General features: G+C 62.1%; 12 protein-coding genes. All 12 read left to right on the forward strand.

Annotated features, from left to right (window positions below; genetic code table 11):
- The first annotated feature begins 51 nt into the window (after positions 1 to 51).
- The 12 genes from bamA (at position 52) to eno (ending at position 16,682) form a co-directional block, all read left to right on the forward strand.
- On the forward strand, positions 52 to 2,400 hold the full coding sequence (bamA, locus tag H040_RS03855; protein ID WP_027920029.1) for an outer membrane protein assembly factor BamA: 2,349 nt from the start codon (positions 52 to 54) through the stop codon (positions 2,398 to 2,400).
- Between the two features lie 44 nt (positions 2,401 to 2,444).
- Positions 2,445 to 2,948: an OmpH family outer membrane protein gene (locus tag H040_RS03860; RefSeq protein WP_003252311.1), complete on the forward strand. Its 504-nt coding sequence runs from the start codon at positions 2,445 to 2,447 to the stop codon at positions 2,946 to 2,948.
- A 1-nt stretch (position 2,949) separates the two neighbouring features.
- Positions 2,950 to 4,005, forward strand: a complete 1,056-nt coding sequence (gene lpxD / locus H040_RS03865) for a UDP-3-O-(3-hydroxymyristoyl)glucosamine N-acyltransferase (RefSeq protein WP_027920028.1) — start codon at positions 2,950 to 2,952, stop codon at positions 4,003 to 4,005.
- A gap of 113 nt (positions 4,006 to 4,118) precedes the next feature.
- Positions 4,119 to 4,559: a 3-hydroxyacyl-ACP dehydratase FabZ gene (gene fabZ / locus H040_RS03870; protein WP_003252314.1), complete on the forward strand. Its 441-nt coding sequence runs from the start codon at positions 4,119 to 4,121 to the stop codon at positions 4,557 to 4,559.
- The gene (gene lpxA / locus H040_RS03875) at positions 4,556 to 5,332 is read left to right on the forward strand and encodes an acyl-ACP--UDP-N-acetylglucosamine O-acyltransferase (RefSeq protein WP_027920027.1); all 777 of its coding nucleotides are present in this window, start codon (positions 4,556 to 4,558) and stop codon (positions 5,330 to 5,332) included. The genes fabZ and lpxA overlap by 4 nt, the downstream gene beginning before the upstream one ends.
- A 1-nt stretch (position 5,333) precedes the next feature.
- Positions 5,334 to 6,461, forward strand: a complete 1,128-nt coding sequence (gene lpxB / locus H040_RS03880; RefSeq protein ID WP_027920026.1) for a lipid-A-disaccharide synthase — start codon at positions 5,334 to 5,336, stop codon at positions 6,459 to 6,461.
- A 1-nt stretch (position 6,462) separates the two neighbouring features.
- Positions 6,463 to 7,086 (forward strand): ribonuclease HII, encoded by a 624-nt coding sequence (rnhB, locus tag H040_RS03885; RefSeq protein WP_027920025.1) that lies wholly within the window; start codon positions 6,463 to 6,465, stop codon positions 7,084 to 7,086.
- A gap of 207 nt (positions 7,087 to 7,293) precedes the next feature.
- Positions 7,294 to 10,818 carry a DNA polymerase III subunit alpha gene (dnaE, locus tag H040_RS03890; protein ID WP_027920024.1) on the forward strand — a complete coding sequence of 1,175 codons (3,525 nt, stop codon included), beginning with the start codon at positions 7,294 to 7,296 and terminating at the stop codon, positions 10,816 to 10,818.
- A gap of 105 nt (positions 10,819 to 10,923) precedes the next feature.
- A complete protein-coding gene (gene accA, locus H040_RS03895; RefSeq protein WP_027920023.1) occupies positions 10,924 to 11,871 on the forward strand; it encodes an acetyl-CoA carboxylase carboxyl transferase subunit alpha in 948 nt (315 codons plus the stop codon).
- 140 nt (positions 11,872 to 12,011) lie between these two features.
- A complete protein-coding gene (tilS, locus tag H040_RS03900) occupies positions 12,012 to 13,295 on the forward strand; it encodes a tRNA lysidine(34) synthetase TilS (RefSeq protein ID WP_027920022.1) in 1,284 nt (427 codons plus the stop codon).
- A gap of 269 nt (positions 13,296 to 13,564) precedes the next feature.
- Positions 13,565 to 15,193: a CTP synthase gene (locus H040_RS03905; protein ID WP_027920021.1), complete on the forward strand. Its 1,629-nt coding sequence runs from the start codon at positions 13,565 to 13,567 to the stop codon at positions 15,191 to 15,193.
- A gap of 199 nt (positions 15,194 to 15,392) precedes the next feature.
- Entirely contained in the window at positions 15,393 to 16,682 is a 1,290-nt protein-coding gene (gene eno, locus H040_RS03910) for a phosphopyruvate hydratase (protein WP_027920020.1), read from the forward strand.
- Positions 16,683 to 16,811 lie beyond the last annotated feature (129 nt).

A 16,811-nucleotide genomic window follows, 5' to 3' on the forward strand; every position in this document is an offset into this window, starting at 1 on the left:
GCCGCCTTCATGCGGCGGGTTGTTTATTGCCAGTTGGAATAAAAGGACTTCATGAAACGTCTGCTGCTAACTGCGGTCATGTCCGCACTGATGATCGCTGAAGTTCACGCCGAGTCCTTCACCATCTCCGATATTCGTGTCAACGGCCTGCAGCGGGTATCCGCTGGCAGCGTGTTCGGCGCGTTGCCGCTCAACGTCGGCGACCAGGCTGACGACCGCCGCCTGGTCGACTCCACCCGTTCGCTGTTCAAGACCGGCTTCTTCCAGGACATCCAGCTCAACCGCGATGGCAACGTCCTGATCATCAACGTGGTCGAGCGCCCATCGGTGTCGAGCATCGAGATCGAAGGCAACAAGGCGATCAGCACCGAAGACCTGATGAAAGGCCTGAAGCAGTCGGGCCTGGCCGAAGGCGAGATCTTCCAGCGTGCCACCCTCGAAGGCGTGCGCAACGAGCTGCAGCGCCAGTACGTGGCCCAGGGCCGCTACTCGGCCGAGGTCGACGCCGAGGTGGTGCCGCAGCCGCGCAACCGCGTGGCCTTGAAGATCAAGATCAACGAAGGCACCGTCGCTGCCATCCAGCACATCAACATCGTTGGCAACACCGTGTTCAGCGATGACGAGCTGGAGCAGCTGTTCGAGCTGAAGACCACCAACTGGCTGTCGTTCTTCAAGAACGACGACAAGTACGCCCGCGAAAAGCTTTCCGGTGACCTGGAGCGCCTGCGTTCCTACTACCTGGACCGCGGCTACATCAATATGGACATCGCTTCCACCCAGGTGTCGATCACCCCGGACAAGAAGCACGTCTACATCACCGTCAACGTCAACGAAGGCGAGAAGTACACCGTTCGCGACGTCAAGCTCTCGGGTGACCTGAAGGTGCCGGAAGACCAGGTCAAGTCGCTGCTGCTGGTGCAGCCGGGCCAGGTGTTCTCGCGCAAGGTGATGACCACCACCTCCGAGCTGATCACTCGCCGCCTGGGCAACGAAGGCTATACCTTCGCCAACGTCAACGGCGTGCCACAGCCGAACGACCAGGACCACACCGTCGACATCATGTTCGTGGTCGACCCGGGCAAGCGAGCCTACGTCAACCGCATCAACTACCGCGGCAACACCAAGACCGAAGACGAAGTGCTGCGTCGCGAAATGCGCCAGATGGAAGGTGGCTGGGCTTCGACCTACCTGATCGACCAGTCCAAGACCCGCCTCGAGCGCCTGGGCTTCTTCAAGGAAGTCAACGTCGAGACCCCGGCGGTGCCAGGCACCGACGACCAGGTCGACGTCAACTACAGCGTCGAAGAGCAGGCCTCCGGCTCGATCACTGCCAGCGTCGGTTTTGCCCAGAGCGCCGGCTTGATCCTGGGTGGTTCGATCAGCCAGAGCAACTTCCTCGGTACCGGTAACAAGGTGTCCATTGGCCTGACCCGTTCGGAATACCAGACCCGCTACAACTTCGGCTTCGTTGACCCCTACTTCACTGCCGACGGCGTGAGCCTGGGTTACAACGCCTTCTACCGCAGCACCGACTACAGCGACCTTGATGTCGACGTGGCCAGCTATGCCGTAGACAGCCTGGGTGCCGGTGTGAGCCTTGGCTATCCAATCAGCGAAACCTCGCGTCTGACCTATGGCCTGAGCGTTCAGCAGGACAAGATCAAGACCGGTAGATACACCGTTGACGAGATCTTCGACTTCCTCAAGCAGGAAGGTGACAGCTTCACCAACTTCAAGGCATCGATCGGCTGGTCCGAGTCGACCCTGAACAAAGGTGTGCTGGCGACCCGCGGTCACTCCCAGAGCCTGACGCTCGAGAGCACCATCCCGGGCAGCGACCTGTCGTTCTACAAGCTCGACTACCGCGGCCAGCTGTTCAAGCCAATCACCAACGACTACACCCTGCGCCTGCACACCGAACTGGGCTATGGTGATGGTTTCGGTAGCACTTCGGGCCTGCCGTTCTACGAGAACTACTACGCGGGTGGTTTCAACTCTGTTCGCGGCTTCAAGGACAGCAGCCTGGGTCCACGCAGTACGCCTAGTACCGGCAAGAACCCAGGCACCATTGCCGACCCGGATCAGGATCCGCTGCCGTTCGGTGGTAACGTGCTCGTGCAAGGTGGTGTCGAGCTGCTGTTCCCGCTGCCGTTCGTCAAGGACCAGCGTTCCCTGCGCACCTCCGTGTTCTGGGATGTGGGTAACGTGTTCGACACCAACTGCGGCAGCAAACCGGATTGCGAAAAGGTCGGTTTCTCGGGCATGGCCAGTTCGGTCGGCCTGGGTGTGACCTGGATTACTGCTCTGGGCCCGTTGAGCTTCAGCCTGGCGATGCCGGTGAAGAAGCCGGACGATGCTGATACCCAGGTGTTCCAATTCTCTCTGGGCCAGACCTTCTAAGGTCGGCCCTTGCTTAACGACAACGGTTTTTCCAGGAGTGCATCGTGCGTAAATTGGCTCAACTGGCCGTAGTGGCCGCGGCGCTGGTCGCCACCCCGGCTTTCGCCGAAATGAAGGTCGCCGTGCTGAACTATCAGATGGCTCTGCTCGAATCCGATGCCGCCAAGAAGTACGCGGTCGATGCCGAGAAGAAGTTCGGCCCGCAACTGACCAAGCTGAAAAGCCTGGAAAGCAGCGCCAAGGGCATCCAGGACCGTCTGATCAAGGGCGGTGACAAGATGCAGCAGCAGGAGCGTGAACGCCTGGAGCTCGAATTCAAGCAGAAAGCCCGTGACTTCCAGTTCCAGTCCAAGGAACTGAACGAGGCCAAGGCCGTTGCCGATCGCGACATGCTCAAGCAACTGAAGCCCAAGCTGGACGGTGCTGTCGAGGAAGTGATCAAGAAGGGCGGCTACGACCTGGTTCTCGAGCGCGGCGCGGTCATCGATGTCAAACCTCAGTACGACATCACCCGCCAAGTCATCGAGCGCATGAACCAAGCGCGTTGATATGACCGTGACCATGACGCTCGGCCAGCTGGCCGAGGCCCTCGGGGCCACACTCAAAGGCCCTGAGGCGCTGCCGATTACCGGGCTGGCCACCTTGCAGGAGGCCGGCCCCGGTCAATTGAGCTTCCTCGCCAACCCGCAGTACCGCAAATACCTGGACAACTGCCAGGCCGCTGCGGTGCTGCTCAAGGCTGCGGACGCCGAAGGCTTTGCCGGCAATGCCCTGATCGTGGCCGACCCGTACCTGGCGTATGCGCGCATTTCCCACCTGTTCGACCCCAAACCCAAGGCTGTGGCGGGTATACATCCCAGCGCCGTGGTGGCGGATGATGCCCAGGTGGATGCCAGCGCCAGTATCGGGCCGTTTGCGGTCATCGAAAGCGGTGCGCGCATCGGCGCCAATGTCAGCATTGGCGCACATTGCTTCGTCGGTGCCCGTTGTGTGGTCGGTGAAGGCGGCTGGCTGGCACCGCGGGTCACGCTGTATCACGACGTGACCATCGGCAAGCGTGTGGTCATTCAGTCGGGTGCCGTGATCGGTGGCGAGGGCTTCGGCTTCGCGAACGAAAAGGGCATCTGGCGCAAGATCGCCCAGATTGGCGGCGTCACCCTTGGTGATGACGTGGAAATCGGTGTCAATACTGCGGTAGACCGTGGCGCGCTGTCCGACACGCGGATCGGCGACGGGGTCAAGCTCGACAACCAGATCCAGATCGCCCACAACGTGCAGATCGGTGATCACACGGCCATGGCTGCTTGTGTGGGTATCTCCGGCAGCACGCGCATCGGCAAGCATTGCATGCTGGCGGGTGGCGTTGGCCTGGTGGGGCATATCGATATCTGCGATAACGTATTTGTCTCCGGGATGACCATGGTGACCCGCTCGATCACCGAACCAGGCTCCTATTCATCCGGCACGGCCATGCAGCCTTTGGCTGACTGGCGCAAGAGCGCGGCGCGTATCCGCCAGCTCGACGACATGGCCAAGCGTCTCCAGCAGCTGGAAAAACGTGTCGATACCGTGACCTCAGGTGGCCAGCCGACATCAGAAGGCTGATACCATTTCCTGAGCAAGAGTGAACAGTCGCTAGCTGGCTCCTCTTTGGACTGCAAAAGGAGCGTGTGGTCAGCACCTGCGCTCCCTATTCTTATTACAGGCTTCCCCCCGAAATGATGGACATCAACGAGATTCGCGAATACCTGCCTCACCGCTACCCGTTTCTGCTGGTAGATCGCGTGACGGATCTGGACTTCGAGGCCCAGAGCATTCGTGCCTACAAGAATGTCAGCATCAACGAGCCGTTCTTCAATGGCCATTTCCCGGCGCACCCGATCATGCCGGGCGTCCTGATCATCGAAGCCATGGCCCAGGCGGCCGGCATCCTTGGTTTCAAGATGCTCGATGCCAAGCCGGCCGATGGCACCCTGTACTACTTCGTCGGTTCCGACAAGCTGCGTTTCCGCCAACCGGTTCTGCCGGGTGACCAGTTGGTACTGGAAGCCAAGTTCCTCAGCCGCAAAAGCATGATCTGGAAGTTCGAGTGCCGTGCTCTGGTCGACGGCAAGCCGGTATGCTCGGCCGAGATCACCTGTGCGGAACGCTCCCTATGAGTTCGATTGATCCGCGGGCGATCATCGATCCGTCGGCCAAGCTGGCCGACGGCGTCGAGGTTGGCCCGTGGTCGATCGTCGGCCCGGATGTCGAAATCGGTGAGGGTACGGTCATTGGCCCGCACGTGGTGCTCAAAGGGCCGACCCGGATTGGCAAGCACAACCGCATCTACCAGTTTTCCTCGATTGGCGAAGACACCCCTGACCTCAAGTACAAGGGTGAGCCGACGCGTCTGGTGATCGGCGACCACAACGTTATCCGTGAAGGTGTGACCATTCACCGTGGTACGGTCCAGGATCGTGCGGAAACCACGCTGGGTGATCACAACCTGATCATGGCCTATGCCCACATTGGTCACGACAGCGTCATTGGCAACCACTGCATCCTGGTCAACAACACGGCGCTGGCCGGGCATGTGCACGTGGGCGACTGGGCGATCCTGTCCGGTTTCACCCTGGTGCACCAGTACTGCCATATTGGCGCCCATGCGTTCTCCGGCATGGGTACGGCGATTGGCAAGGATGTACCTGCCTTCGTCACGGTGTTCGGCAGCCCTGCCGAGGCCCGCAGCATGAACTTCGAAGGCATGCGCCGCCGTGGCTTCAGCGACGAGGTCATCCATGCCCTGCGTCGTTCCTACAAGATCGTCTATCGCCAGGGTTTGACCGTGGAAGAGGCAATCAAGGAACTGGACGAGCTGGCCGCCAAGTACGAGCAGGTCGAGCTGTTCCGCCAGTCGATCGTGAACTCCGCCCGCGGCATTACCCGCTGACATGGCGCAGCTTTGCGTAGCCCTGGTCGCGGGTGAGGCCAGCGGCGATATTCTCGGTTCCGGGCTTATGCGCGCCCTCAAGGCGCGCCATCCCGATGTCCGCTTTATCGGTGTGGGTGGCCCGTTGATGGAGGCCGAAGGCCTTCAGTCATACTTCCCCATGGAGCGCCTCGCGGTCATGGGGCTGGTCGAAGTGCTGGGGCGCCTGCGTGAGCTGCTAAAGCGCCGCAAGGCATTGATCCAGACCCTGATCGGCGAAAAGCCCGATGTGTTCATTGGTATCGACGCCCCCGATTTCACCCTCAATATCGAACTGAAACTGCGCCAGGCGGGGATCAAGACCGTCCATTACGTCAGCCCGTCGGTCTGGGCCTGGCGGCAGAAGCGCGTGCTGAAAATTCGCGAAGGTTGCGACCTGATGCTCACGCTGCTGCCGTTCGAAGCACGCTTCTATGAGGAACAGGGCGTACCGGTGCGGTTCGTCGGCCACCCGCTGGCCGATACCATTCCGTTGGCGGCAGACCGTCAGGCAGCGCGTAGCGAGTTGGGCCTGGCCGATGGGCCGCTGGTGGCTTTGATGCCGGGTAGCCGTGGTGGTGAGGTCGGGCGCCTGGGGGTACTGTTCCTCGACGCCGCCCAGCACCTGCGCGAGCTGGTGCCTGGCGTGCGTTTCGTGTTGCCGTGCGCCAACGCGGCGCGGCGTGCCCAGGTCGAGCAGATGCTCGAAGGCCGCGATCTGCCGTTGACCTTGCTCGATGGCCAGTCGCACCGGGCGCTGGCTGCTTGTGACGCGGTGCTGATCGCCTCTGGTACCGCCACGCTGGAGGCGTTGCTGTACAAGCGCCCGATGGTCGTTGCCTATCGCCTGGCCCCGCTGACCTACTGGATTCTCAAGCGTCTGGTGAAAAGCCCTTACGTATCGCTGCCCAACCTGCTCGCCCAGCGCGAACTGGTGCCTGAGCTGCTGCAGGAAGCCGCGACCAGCGAAGCCCTGGCACAGACCTTGGCACCGCTGGTCACCGACGGCGCCCAGCAAACCGAACGCTTCGACGCGATACACCGTACCCTGCGCCGCGACGCCTCCAATCAGGCGGCCGACGCGGTGCTGGCCCTGCTCAAGGACCGCTGACATGCAGATTGGACTGGACTTCAACCTGGTCGAAGACCTGGTTGCCGGCGTAGACGAAGTAGGCCGCGGCCCCCTGTGCGGTGCAGTGGTCACGGCTGCGGTGATTCTCGACCCGGCGCGGCCGATTGTCGGTCTCAACGATTCGAAGAAGCTCACCGAAGCCAGGCGCGAGGCGCTGTTCGACGAGATCTGCGAAAAAGCCCTGAGCTTCTGCATCGCCCGCGCCGAAGTCGAGGAAATCGACCGGCTCAACATCCTCCAGGCCACCATGCTGGCCATGCAGCGAGCGGTGGAAGGGCTGCACGTTACCCCGAAGCTGGCACTGATCGACGGCAACCGTTGCCCGAAACTGGCGGTCCCGGCAGCACCGGTGGTCAAGGGAGATAGCCAGGTGCCGGCGATTGCCGCAGCGTCGATCCTGGCCAAGGTTACCCGCGACCGGGAGATGAGCGCGTTCGAGCTGATCTATCCGGGGTATGGGATAGGCGGGCACAAGGGCTACCCTACGCCGGTGCACCTCGAAGCCCTGGCGCGCCTTGGGCCTACCCCCATTCATCGGCGTTCCTTCGCCCCGGTGCGGGCAGCCTGGGAAGCCCGCGAGAGCATCACCGATTCCCTGATCTGATTAACTGGGGCCGCTATGCGGCCCAATCGCTTTTGTAGGAGCGGCTTCAGCCGCGAACGCCGGCACAGCCGGTGCCAACCACCGCGGCGCCTGATTCGCGGCTAAAGCCGCGCCTACAGAGATCGTGTTGCAAAGCAGCCGCCAAATCCCCCACTCAATTACGCTACAATCCCGCCCTTGTCGTTAAGCATTGCTACAGGACTTTCCATGTCGGTTCCCTTCGTTCACCTGCGCGTCCATTCCGAATTCTCGCTGGTAGACGGCCTGGTGCGGATCAAACCGCTGGCCAAGGCACTGGCGGGGATGAACATGCCGGCGGTGGCGATCACTGACCAGAGCAACATGTGCTCGCTGGTCAAGTTCTACAAGACCGCCATGGGCGCCGGGATCAAGCCGATCTGCGGTGCCGACCTGTGGCTGGCCGGGGCCGATCCGGAAGCACCGCTGTCGCGTATCTGCTTCCTGGCCATGGACCCCAAGGGCTACCGCAACCTCACCGAGCTGATTTCGCGCGGCTGGACCGACGGCCAGCGCAACGGCCTGGTGATCCTTCAGCGTGAGTGGATCGCCCCCGCCAGCGAAGGGCTGATTGCCCTGTCCGCGGGCAAGGAAGGCGATATCGGCATGGCCCTGATGAATGGCCGCCAGGATGAAGCCCAGGCCCTGCTGCGCGACTGGATGGGCATGTTCCCGGAGCGCTTCTACGTTGAGGTGCAGCGCACCAACCGCGCCGGCGACGAAGAGTACGTGCACGCCGCCGTGGCCCTGGCTGACCAGCTTGGCGCGCCGCTGGTGGCTACCAACGATGTCCGTTTCATCAAGCAGTCTGACTTCGATGCCCACGAAACCCGCGTCTGTATCGGCGAAGGCTGGACCCTCGACGATCCGCGCCGCCCGCGTTGCTACAGCGACCAGCAGTACCTGAAGTCGGCCGAGGAAATGGCCGAGCTGTTCAGCGACCTGCCTGATGCCATTGCCAACACCGTCGAGATCGCCAAGCGTTGCAACATCCAGGTGCAGCTGGGCAAATACTTCCTGCCTGATTTCCCGACGCCCAACGGCATGAGTATCGACGACTACCTGCGCCATGTGTCCCATGAGGGCCTGGAAGAACGCCTGGCGGTGCTCTGGCCGAAGGAGACCACGCCCAATTACGAAGAGAAGCGCCAGGTCTATCTGGACCGCCTGAAGTTCGAGCTGGACATCATCATCCAGATGGGCTTCCCCGGTTACTTCCTGATCGTTATGGACTTCATCAAGTGGGCCAAGAACAACGACGTGCCGGTCGGCCCAGGCCGGGGTTCGGGTGCCGGTTCGCTGGTGGCCTACGTGCTGAAGATCACCGACCTCGACCCGTTGGCCTACGACCTGCTGTTCGAGCGCTTCCTCAACCCTGAACGTATTTCCATGCCCGACTTCGACGTCGACTTCTGCATGGATGGCCGTGACCGGGTGATCGATTACGTGGCCGAAGCCTATGGCCGCAACGCCGTGAGCCAGATCATCACTTTCGGTACCATGGCCGCCAAGGCGGTGGTGCGCGACGTGGCGCGGGTGCAGGGCAAGTCCTACGGCCTGGCCGACCGCCTGTCGAAGATGATCCCGTTCGAAGTGGGCATGACCCTGGAGAAAGCCTACGAGCAGGAAGAGATCCTGCGCGACTTCCTCAAGGGCGACGAGGATGCCCGCGAAATCTGGGACATGGCGCTCAAGCTCGAAGGTGTCACCCGTGGTACCGGCAAGCATGCCGGTGGCGTGGTGATTGCCCCGACCAAGCTCACCGACTTCTCGCCGATCGCCTGTGACGAAGAGGGCGGCGGCCTGGTAACCCAGTTCGACAAGGATGACGTCGAGGCTGCGGGCCTTGTGAAGTTCGACTTCCTCGGCCTGCGCACCCTGACCATCATCAAGTGGGCGATGGAGATCATCAACCGCGAGCAGGCCAAGCGGAACCTGCCCGATCTGAACATCGACTTCATCCCGCTGGACGACCGCAAGACCTACGAGCTGCTGCAAAAAGCCGAGACCACGGCGGTGTTCCAGCTCGAATCCCGCGGCATGAAGGAGCTGATCAAGAAGCTCAAGCCTGACTGCCTGGAAGACCTCATCGCACTGGTGGCACTGTTCCGCCCGGGCCCGTTGCAGTCGGGCATGGTGGACGACTTCATCAACCGCAAGCACGGCCGCGCCGAGCTGGCCTACCCGCACTCGGACTACCAGTACGAAGGCCTCAAGCCCGTGCTGGCCCCGACCTACGGCATCATCCTGTACCAGGAACAGGTGATGCAGATTGCCCAGGTGATGGCGGGCTATACCCTCGGCGGCGCCGACATGCTGCGCCGGGCGATGGGTAAGAAAAAGCCTGAAGAAATGGCCAAGCAGCGCGGCGGTTTCATCGAGGGTTGCGTCGCCAACAATATCGATGCGGATCTCGCAGGTAACATCTTCGACCTGGTAGAAAAGTTCGCCGGCTACGGCTTCAACAAGTCCCACTCCGCCGCCTATGGCCTGGTGTCGTACCAGACTGCCTGGCTGAAGACCCACCACCCGGCACCGTTCATGGCCGCAGTACTCTCGGCAGACATGCACAACACCGACAAGGTGGTGGTGCTGGTCGAGGAAGTGCGCAGCATGAAGCTGCGCCTCGATGCGCCGGACGTGAACTTCTCCGATTTCAAGTTCACCGTGAACAACGACGGCCGTATCGTCTACGGCCTGGGGGCAATCAAAGGCGTCGGCGAAGGCCCGGTGGAAGCCATCGTCGAGGCGCGTGCCCAGGGTGGCCCGTTCAAGGATCTGTTCGACTTCTGCGAGCGCATCGACCTCAAGCGAGTCAACAAACGTACCCTCGATGCGCTGGTGCGCAGCGGTGCGCTGGACCGCCTGGGCCCGCATTTCCATGATGAGATCAAGGCCTACCACGCCAACATCGACCTCAACCGTGCGACCTTGCTCTCGGCACTGGGCGAAGCCATCAAGGCAGCCGAGCAGGCGGCCCATACCGCTGACAGTGGTCACGTCGACCTGTTCGGCGGCATGTTCGACGAGGCGGATGTCGACGTCTACGCCAACCACCGCAAGGTGCGCGAGCTGACACTCAAGGAGCGCCTGAAGGGCGAGAAGGACACTCTGGGCCTGTACCTCACCGGTCACCCTATCGATGAATACGAGACCGAGATCCGCCGTTTTGCCCGCCAGCGCATCGTCGACCTCAAACCGTCGCGCGAGACCCAGACCATTGCCGGCATGATCATTGCCCTGCGGGTAATGAAGAACAAGAAGGGCGACAAGATGGGCTTCGTCACCCTGGATGACCGCTCTGGGCGCATCGAGGCGTCGCTGTTTGCCGATGCGTTCATGGCGGCACAGTCCTTGCTGCAGGCCGATGCGATGGTGGTGGTCGAAGGGGAGGTCAGCAACGATGACTTCTCCGGTGGGCTGCGCCTGCGGGTGAAGCAGGTGATGACCATGGAAGACGCACGCACCAAGCTGGCCGAGAGCCTGCGCCTGAAGGTGGCACACGAGGCGCTCAAGGGCGACCGCCTGAAGTGGCTGGGCGAATTGATCACCCGCCACCGTGGTGCCTGCCCGATCACGCTGGAGTACACCGGCAGCGATGCCAAGGCCATGTTGCAGTTTGGCGAGCAATGGTCGATCGACCCGGCCGATGGCCTGATTCAGGCACTGCGTGACCAGTTCGGGCGTGAGAACGTCTTCCTGCAATATCGTTGAATCGACGAAATTTAATCTCGACCTATATGCGCCTGATCCCTTAAGGTAGGGCGCCAAACGGATCAACCGGCCGGCCGCCTGGCCGTAGACCCAAGACGGATGACTATGAACCCGAATTTTCTCGATTTCGAACAGCCGATTGCCGACCTGCAAGCCAAGATCGAAGGCCTGCGCCTGGTGGGTAACGACAACTCGCTGAACATCAGCGATGAAATTGCCCGTCTGCAAGACAAGAGCAACACCCTGACCGAAAGCATCTTCGGCAACCTGACCAGCTGGCAGATCGCCCGCCTGGCCCGTCACCCACGTCGTCCGTACACCCTGGACTACCTGGAGCACATCTTCACCGAGTTCGAAGAACTGCACGGCGACCGCCACTTCTCCGATGATGCTGCCATCGTCGGTGGTACCGCACGTCTGGACGGCAAGCCCGTGATGGTCATCGGCCACCAGAAGGGCCGCGAAGTGCGTGAAAAGGTTCGCCGCAACTTCGGCATGCCGCGCCCTGAAGGCTACCGCAAGGCCTGCCGCCTGATGGAAATGGCCGAGCGCTTCAAGATGCCGATCCTGACCTTCATCGACACCCCGGGCGCTTACCCGGGCATCGACGCCGAAGAGCGCAACCAGAGCGAGGCGATCGCCTGGAACCTGCGCGTCATGGCCCGCCTGAAGACCCCGATCATTGCCACCGTGATCGGTGAGGGCGGTTCCGGCGGTGCGCTGGCCATCGGTGTGTGCGACCAGCTGAACATGCTGCAGTACTCCACCTACTCGGTGATCTCGCCAGAAGGCTGCGCCTCGATCCTGTGGAAGACGGCCGACAAGGCTGCCGACGCCGCCGAAGCCATGGGCATCACCGCCGAGCGCCTCAAGAGCCTGAACATCGTCGACAAGGTCATCCAGGAGCCGCTGGGCGGCGCCCACCGTGACCCGGCCAAGATGTCCGAAAGCATCCGTGCCGATCTGGTGCAGCAACTGGACATGCTCGGCAAGCTCGACAACGACGCGCTGCTGGCCCGTCGTTACGACCGCCTGATGAGCTACGGTCTCTGATAGATCCCGGGGCCGCTGCGCGGCCCCTGTGGGAGCGGGTTTGCGAAGAAGACGACGCGGTGTACGGCACCGGCTTCGCCGGTGTTCGCGGGTAAACCCGCTCCCACGGGGATTTGGTTATCAAGCCGAGTGAGGCGCACATGATCAACCTCACCCCCTGGCTCAACGCCCCCACCTGGTACATCGCCTTCTCCGGCGGCCTCGATTCCACTGTCCTTCTGCACCTGCTGGCTGAGCACGCCCGCAACTGCGCAACCCCGCCACTACGCGCCCTCCATATCCATCACGGTCTGCAACCTGCTGCCGACACCTGGCCCGCTCACTGCCAAGCCATCTGCGACAAGCTCGGTATCGATCTCCAGGTCATCCGCGTCCAGGTCCCCCCCGGCGCCAGCCTCGAACAGGCTGCCCGCGACGCTCGCTACGCCGCCTTCACGAACGTGCTAGGTCCCGGTGACATCCTGTTCACCGCCCAGCACCGCGACGACCAGGCCGAAACCTTGCTCTTCCGCCTGCTGCGAGGTGCCGGCTTGCGTGGCCTTGCGGCGATGCCCGAACAGCGCGCCCTAGGGCAGGGCAGCCTGGTCCGGCCGTTGCTGGCCACCTCGCGCCAGCAGCTGCATGCCTACGCCCAGGTCCAAGGGCTGGTATGGATCGAAGATCCAACGAACGCTGATTGCGCCTTCGACCGCAACTATCTGCGCGCGCAGGTGTTTCCGCACTTGCAACAGCGTTGGCCGCAGGCCAGCCAGAACTTCGCCCGTTGTGCAGAGCACCTGGGCGAGGCGCTGGGGCTGCTCGATGAACTGGCGCTGGGCGATCTGGCCAAGGCCGGGGAGGGCGGCGCGCCGGCCTGGGCTGCCCTGCAGTCGCTCGATCTGGCGGTGCTCACCCGTTTGTCACCTGCGCGGCAGCGCAATGCCCTGCAGCACTGGCTGAGCCAGCGAACCCGCCTGCCCGATACCCGTCATTGGGCAGGTTGGGCGGACCTGCGCGATGCCGCGGCAGATGCACAACCGATCTGGCGGCTTGCCGATGGTCGGTTAATACGCAGTCACGGTCGCATCTGGTGGCTGAGTGGCGACTGGTTGAAGCAGCCGGCGGGCGAGGTGCCCTGGCGCGATCCTGGCGAGGCCCTGGCACTGCCGGGCAACGGCAGTGTGCGTCTAGATGTCGCCCAGCCTCTGAGCGAACTGCGTATCGCCTATCGCCAGGGCGGCGAGGTCCTGGATATCCCCGGCCGCGGCCGACGCGACCTCAAGCGCCTGCTCAACGAGCTGCAGGTCCCGCACTTCGTGCGTCCGCGCCTGCCACTGCTATATCGCGGCGAGCGCCTGCTGGCGGTGGCCAATCTGCCTTCGCTGGCGCAGGCCGATTGCCAGCTTCATTGGCAGCCGCCGACGAACGCGCAAGGTTTGAGCTGAAGGGTACATTCCGGTAGACTACCCTCCCTTCTTGATACAACTTCTGTGGCTTCCCCGGAAACACAGCAGTTGCCGATTACCAAGCAGTTTTTTGCTGGGCTGATTCTGGAAATGACGAGCGAGCTCCATGCCGGGGATACCCCTGGTCTGTACAGACGCGGCAGTTTTTCGAGATGCACTGTGATTGACGCAGGTGATCGGGGGCTTCGGCCTTCCTTCGCTTTCTCCGGCGGCGCTGGCCGCCTTAACGCAGACTTCTAGGGTTTTTCATGACGCGCTACATATTCGTCACGGGCGGTGTTGTTTCTTCATTGGGGAAAGGCATTGCCTCGGCTTCCCTGGCGGCCATCCTGGAAGCGCGGGGCCTGAAGGTCACCATGCTCAAGCTGGATCCGTACATCAACGTCGATCCGGGCACCATGAGCCCGTTCCAGCATGGTGAAGTGTTCGTCACCCACGATGGCGCCGAGACCGACCTCGACCTGGGCCACTACGAGCGGTTCATCCGCACCACCATGACCCAGAACAACAACTTCACCACCGGCCGCATCTACGAGCACGTGCTGCGTAAAGAGCGTCGTGGTGACTACCTGGGCGCGACCATCCAGGTGATCCCGCACATCACCGACGAGATCAAGCGTCGCATCATCAAGGGCGCCGGCGATGCCGACGTGGCCCTGGTGGAAATCGGCGGTACCGTGGGTGACATCGAGTCGCAGCCGTTCCTCGAAGCGATTCGCCAGCTGCGTGTCGAAGTAGGCTCCAAGCGCGCCATGCTGATGCACCTGACCCTGGTCCCTTACATCGCCACTGCCGGTGAGACCAAAACCAAGCCGACCCAGCACTCGGTCAAGGAGCTGCGCTCCATCGGCCTGCAGCCTGACGTGCTGATCTGCCGTTCCGACCACCCGGTCGACGCCTCGTCGCGCCGCAAGATCGCGCTGTTCACCAACGTCGAAGAGCGTGCGGTGATTTCGCTGGAAGACGTCGACACCATCTACAAGATCCCAGGTGTTCTGCACGCCCAGGGCCTGGACGACTTCGTCGTCGAGCGCTTCGGCCTGCAGTGCAACAGCGCCGACCTGTCCGAGTGGGACAAAGTGGTCGATGCCAAGCTCAACCCTGAGCAGGAAGTGACCATCGCCATGGTCGGCAAATACATGGAGTTGCTGGATGCGTACAAGTCGCTGATCGAAGCGATGAGTCACGCCGGCATCACCAACCGTACCAAGGTCAACCTGCGTTACATCGATTCCGAAGACATCGAGAACCAGGGCACCAGCCTGCTCGAAGGTGCCGACGCCATTCTGGTCCCGGGCGGTTTCGGCCTGCGTGGCGTGGAAGGCAAGATCACTGCGGTACAGTACGCCCGTGAGAACAAGGTTCCGTACCTGGGCATCTGCCTGGGCATGCAGGTGGCCGTGATCGAGTTCGCCCGTAACGTGATGGGCTGGAAAGACGCCAACTCCACCGAGTTCGACCGCAACAGCGGCCACCCGGTGGTCGGCCTGATCACCGAGTGGGCCGACGCCACCGGTGCCGTCGAGACCCGTACCGAAGCGTCCGACCTGGGCGGCACCATGCGCCTGGGCGCACAGGACTGCCAGCTGGCTGCCGGTTCCAAGGTGCACGACTGCTACGGCAAGGACGTCATCACCGAGCGTCACCGCCACCGTTACGAAGTCAACAACAACCTGCTGCCACAGCTGGTCGATGGCGGCCTGGTGGTTTCCGGTCGTTCCGAAGACGGCGCGCTGGTCGAAGTGGTCGAGGCCAAGGATCACCCATGGTTCGTTGCCTGCCAGTTCCACCCGGAGTTCACCTCCACTCCGCGTGACGGTCACCCGCTGTTCAGCGGCTTCGTCAAGGCGGCCCTGGCCCAGAAGAACAAGGCCTGATTTTTTCAGGTCTTTGGTGAGTTTTCCGACGGTTAAAACCGCGCAAAGCTCATTTCTCGGGTAAAGTACGCCCCGATCTACCCCTGACCGCTCGGTCAGGGGTTGCTTCTGCCAGGCCTGCCTGCTGCGTCCCCGCCTGGTGCAAGGCAAGAATTCCCTAAGCTGCGTTGTTTTCGTCAATTCTGGAGTGCTTACAACAATGGCAAAAATCGTCGACATCAAAGGTCGTGAAGTTCTCGATTCGCGTGGCAACCCCACTGTGGAAGCCGATGTACTGCTCGACAACGGCATCATCGGCAGCGCTTGCGCGCCGTCCGGTGCTTCCACCGGCTCGCGCGAAGCGCTGGAGCTGCGTGATGGCGACAAGAGCCGTTACCTGGGCAAGGGCGTGCTGAAGGCCGTCGCCAACATCAACGGCCCGATCCGCGACCTGCTGCTGGGCAAGGATCCTTCCGACCAGAAGGCCCTGGACCGCGCCATGATCGAGCTGGACGGTACCGAGAACAAGGCCAAGCTGGGCGCCAACGCCATCCTGGCGGTGTCCCTGGCTGCCGCCAAGGCTGCTGCACAGGATCAGGACCTGCCGCTGTACGCGCATATCGCCAACCTGAACGGCACCCCGGGCCAGTACTCGATGCCGGTTCCGATGATGAACATCATCAACGGTGGCGAGCACGCCGACAACAACGTCGACATCCAGGAGTTCATGGTTCAGCCGGTGGGCGCCAAGACCTTCTCCGATGGCCTGCGCATGGGCACCGAGATCTTCCACCACCTCAAAGCTGTGCTGAAGGCCCGTGGCCTGAACACCGCCGTAGGTGACGAAGGTGGCTTCGCTCCGAACCTGGCCTCCAACGAAGACGCCCTGGGCGCCATCGCCGAAGCCGTTGAAAAAGCCGGCTACAAGCTGGGCACCGACGTGACCCTGGCCCTGGACTGCGCGGCTTCCGAATTCTACGAAGACGGCAAGTACAACCTGTCCGGTGAAGGCAAATCGTTCGATGCCGAAGGCTTCGCCGAGTACCTGAAAGGCCTGACCGAGCGTTTCCCGATCATCTCGATCGAAGACGGCCTGGACGAGTCCGACTGGGCTGGCTGGAAGATCCTGACCGACAAGATCGGCGAGAAGGTGCAACTGGTCGGCGACGACCTGTTCGTGACCAACACCAAGATCCTCAAGGAAGGCATCGAGAAGGGTATCGGTAACTCGATCCTGATCAAGTTCAACCAGATCGGCTCGCTGACCGAAACCCTGGAAGCCATCCAGATGGCCAAGGCTGCCGGCTACACTGCGGTGATCTCGCACCGTTCCGGTGAAACCGAAGACTCGACCATCGCTGACCTGGCCGTGGGTACCGCTGCCGGCCAGATCAAGACTGGCTCGCTGTGCCGCTCCGACCGCGTCTCGAAGTACAACCAGCTGCTGCGCATCGAAGAGCAACTGGGCGCCAAAGCGGTTTACCGTGGTCGTGCCGAGTTTCGCGGTTAAGCAAGAGATGGTAAAAAGACAGCAGCCGAGGCTGTCGGAACTTTCGATCTGAAATTTCTGACGCTTCATGCGGGTTTCTGTCAACGAAGCCTGGCCTCGGCCAGGCTTCGTGCTATATGACGCCCGTGT

This window comes from Pseudomonas sp. URMO17WK12:I7, from assembly GCF_003269045.1.
GTDB lineage: Bacteria > Pseudomonadota > Gammaproteobacteria > Pseudomonadales > Pseudomonadaceae > Aquipseudomonas > Aquipseudomonas putida_J.